The sequence below is a fragment of the Nostoc sp. genome, from assembly GCF_035638895.1.
In the GTDB taxonomy this organism is placed as follows: Bacteria; Cyanobacteriota; Cyanobacteriia; order Cyanobacteriales; family Nostocaceae; genus Nostoc.
Window position 1 is genome coordinate 1 of the sequence record NZ_DASQZC010000274.1, and the last position, 3,659, is coordinate 3,659.

The 3,659-nt window shown below is 44.2% G+C and carries 2 protein-coding genes and 1 pseudogene; 2 read left to right on the forward strand and 1 reads right to left on the reverse strand.

All coding sequences use genetic code 11. The features are described 5' to 3' along the window. Positions 1-732, reverse strand: a pseudogene (locus tag VE944_RS13230) (tetratricopeptide repeat protein); the annotation flags it as partial. 330 nt (positions 733-1,062) lie between these two features. Between VE944_RS13230 and VE944_RS13235 the strand changes: the two are divergent. Both VE944_RS13235 and VE944_RS13240 read left to right on the forward strand, forming a co-directional pair. Further along, entirely contained in the window at positions 1,063-1,803 is a 741-nt protein-coding gene (locus VE944_RS13235; RefSeq protein WP_324977691.1) for an RNA methyltransferase, read from the forward strand. Between the two features lie 174 nt (positions 1,804-1,977). Continuing rightward, positions 1,978-3,540 (forward strand): serine hydrolase, encoded by a 1,563-nt coding sequence (locus VE944_RS13240; protein ID WP_324977693.1) that lies wholly within the window; start codon positions 1,978-1,980, stop codon positions 3,538-3,540. Positions 3,541-3,659 lie beyond the last annotated feature (119 nt).

The following is a 3,659-nucleotide window of genomic DNA, read 5'->3' on the forward strand; positions in this document are numbered from 1 at the left end:
TGCCATTTCCACCCAATCTCTAAGGGTGATTCCCCGTTGTCGCTCGGCAAACTCTATTGCAGATTCTTCCATAGCTAAGGTGCGAAGCAGTGCTTGGGGTAACTCACTGTTGAGTTGTTTCGCCCAACTTGCCCAAGGGCCACGTTCTCCCGGTACGCCACCAAATCCCAGAGATTCTTTTTGCTCGTACATCCAACTGAGCAAGTTGTCTTGCAATCGCTGCCAAGAAGCTAAACCACGGGTAATCCCTTCGGAAAATTGTTGTAAATCAGCATCTGCCTCGGCAAATTGCTGTAATGCTTTTGATAATTGCTGTAGCTGTTGCAAATTTAGCGGATACTTCTGATTGGGATCAGTAACCCGTAAAAATACCGCCAGACGCTCGTCAGCAGGTGCTGTGGTAATTTCTGTAACTGCGGAGGCGATCGCTTCTGTGGTTTTGTTTTGCTCTTGCCAGCGTTGCCATTGACTTTGAATAGTTTTAATGGCTCTCAGACTCCGAGTAGCCTTGGCTTTCTTGAGTTCGTCTTTTTCACTATCGACTTGATTTTGGAGAGCATTCAAGCGATCGCTCAAAGCTAATTCAAAGACTTCCCCTGTACCGGAAGTAATGCCTTTAAGCAGTATTTGATACACCATCTCAACAGAGCTAATTTTGCCCTTGAGGGTGGTTTCGACAATTTCATCGATTAAGGCAAGATAGCGATCGCGCAATGGCAAAGAGTCTGGCATAGCTACTAGAGAACGTCCATTCTAATTCTAGTCTGAGTTTGTCTGACTGGATTAGACGCTTGTAGAGCTTAGGAGCATTCAAGGGGTAGGCAATGTCTGGCGGGTGCGAATCGTTTTAAGTTGTTCATTTCGCAGTTTTTGACCTTTTTTATCTCTTTGTGAGAAATCCGGGTTAATTATGATGATTAAAATAGGTAATTGTTTATCACACCTGCCGTAGGCATTTACCTGCAAAGTTTAGAATGATGTCAAGGAAACTTTTTAGCAGAACATAACAATGCTGAGAATTAGCCTAAAAATATCTTATGGTGCGATCGCAGGAGGCAAAAAATGGGTTTGGCTGGATTAAGAATTGTGTTGGTAGAGCCAGCTGGGCCGATCAATATCGGAGCGATCGCCAGGGTAATGAAAAATTTCGGGCTATATAATTTAGTATTAGTGAACCCCCAATGCGATCCGCTATCGTCGGAAGCTTTGATGATGGCTGTTCATGGTCAGGAAATTATAGAATCTGCGGTATTGGTACCGACTTTACCAGAAGCATTGCATGGATGTGTACGCGCGATCGCTACTACTGGTCGCGTTCGCAGTTGGGAAACACCCTTAGAAAACCCCCGCACTGCACTACCCTGGTTACTGGAGGAACCAGAAGAACCCGCAGCACTGATTTTTGGCAGGGAAGATCGGGGATTAAGCAATGAAGAATTAAATTATGCACAAAGGTTTGTTCGCATTCCCACAAGTGCAGATTATGTAGCCCTAAACTTGGCTACCGCCGTAGCAATCTGCTGTTATGAATTGTCACAATGTACCCAGCAACCTGACACTAAAACCTTAACCCAAACTGAACTCGCCCCCTTAGATGTTGTGGAAGGATACTATCAGCAATTAGAATCATTATTATTAAAAATTGGTTATGTATATCCCCATACGGCAGCTAGTCGGATGGAAAAATTTCGCCAAATATATAATCGCGCTCACTTGAAAACAGGCGAAGTATATATGCTGCGTGGGATTTTGCAGCAGGTAGAATGGGCCCTTAAAAACCAAAGGGATGGTGAAAACTTGTAATTATTTGTTTAATATATACGCAATCATCTCCCAAAATATTTAATATGGCTTAAACTAAACACAAAAATGCTACTTAGTGGCAAAGTGAAATTTGAGTATTAATATTTGCTTAAAAATTAAGTTTTGGGTTAGGAGTCTGCAAGAAAACAGCCAAGTGGGTCACAAGGAGTAACTGTGTCAGAGTCAGGTGACGAACTAACAGCTTTCTCGCGGCGTCAACCCTTAAATCGCCGCCAGCCGCCACAAAAAGTTCAAAAAGTGGTCAAGAAGAAAGTTAAAGCTAACAGCCAGCAGCAAGCTGTGAATGGACGAGAAGCGGCGCTAACACGCCCAAAAAATCCGATTAGTCCTCCCTCAACCCCTAGTGCTACACGTAGGGTAAAATCAGGGTTAGTCATGCCAACGGCAGTAAAACCAATACCTAGTGTAAAGGGCAAAATTCCTCCCTTTCGACCAGGTGCTGTGATGGTGAAAACAGTGCGGATGGAAAATCCAAAAAGAGGGCTGCGTTCATCAAGGAAGACGCGGTTAAAGCCAATGGCCAAAACCTTGTTGTATATTGTGCGGTTATTGATTGTGGGTGTTGGCATGGGTGCAATTGTTGGCACAGCATTGTCAGTATTAGACCCCGCTAATCGCATCAGCACAACTTCTGCGCCGCAATCTAATAGTAATATGGTGCGATCGCAGCCACAACCTACCCAAACCCCCCCAGTTGCACCTTCGAGCTTATACCTATCTCAGGAAATGATCTCCTTAAAAAATTCTGTGCAAAATTTGGCGGCGACCAACCCAAATCTTACACCTGGAGTTTTCTTAGTAGATTTAGATACTGGTAATTATGTAGATATTAATGGCTCTACCAGTTTTCCGGCGGCTAGCACAATTAAAGTGCCGATTTTAATTGCTTTTTTCCAGGATGTAGACGCGGGTAAAATTCGCCTGGATGAAATGCTGACCATGCAACAGGATATGCTTGCTGGCGGTTCTGGAAATCTGCAATACAAACCAGCCGGAACCAAGTATGCCGCTCTGGAAGTCGCCACTAAAATGATTACAATCAGCGACAACACTGCAACAAATATGCTGATTGCGCGGCTAGGAGGAATAGAGGCGTTAAACCAGCGTTTTCGGGACTGGGGATTGACAACCACAACAATTCGTAATCAACTACCAGATTTACAAGGGACAAACACCACTAGTCCTAAAGAATTAGGAAATTTGATGGCGATTGTGAGTCAGGGAAATTTAGTGAGTATGCCATCACGCGATTTAATGCTCGATATCTTGCGTCGCACTCAGAGAGACACTCTGCTACCATCCGGGTTGGGAACAGGCGCAAGAATATACCACAAAACGGGCGATATTGGTACTATGCTGGCAGATGCAGGTTTAATTATTGTTCCAACTGGCAAACGCTACGTAGCTGCTGTCATGGTACAACGCCCCAATAATGACCCTCGCGCCGAAAAATTGATTAGCTCAATTTCTCGTGTTACCTACCAAGAGTTTAGCCAAAATACTGTTACACCCAACAGTAGCACCACTGTACCTGCAAATGGTTATCAGCCTCCTGCGGTGAGTCCTGCTTTGCCCAATGGTACGACAGGTACTGTACCCATGAGCGTTTATCAGCCTCCTGTTGTGAATCCTGTACCCAACAGTATGGGAGGTACTGTACCGCCAAATGGTTATCAATCTCCAGTTATGAATCCGCAGTATTACCCTCCAAGATAAGGGACTTCTAAATATAAAAAATATCCTATTGCTTTTAGAGCAAGGGAGCAGGGAGCAGGGGAAACAGTTGCTGCAAATGCTTAATACTTTGCAACAAATACTCTTCCATGTATAAGAAA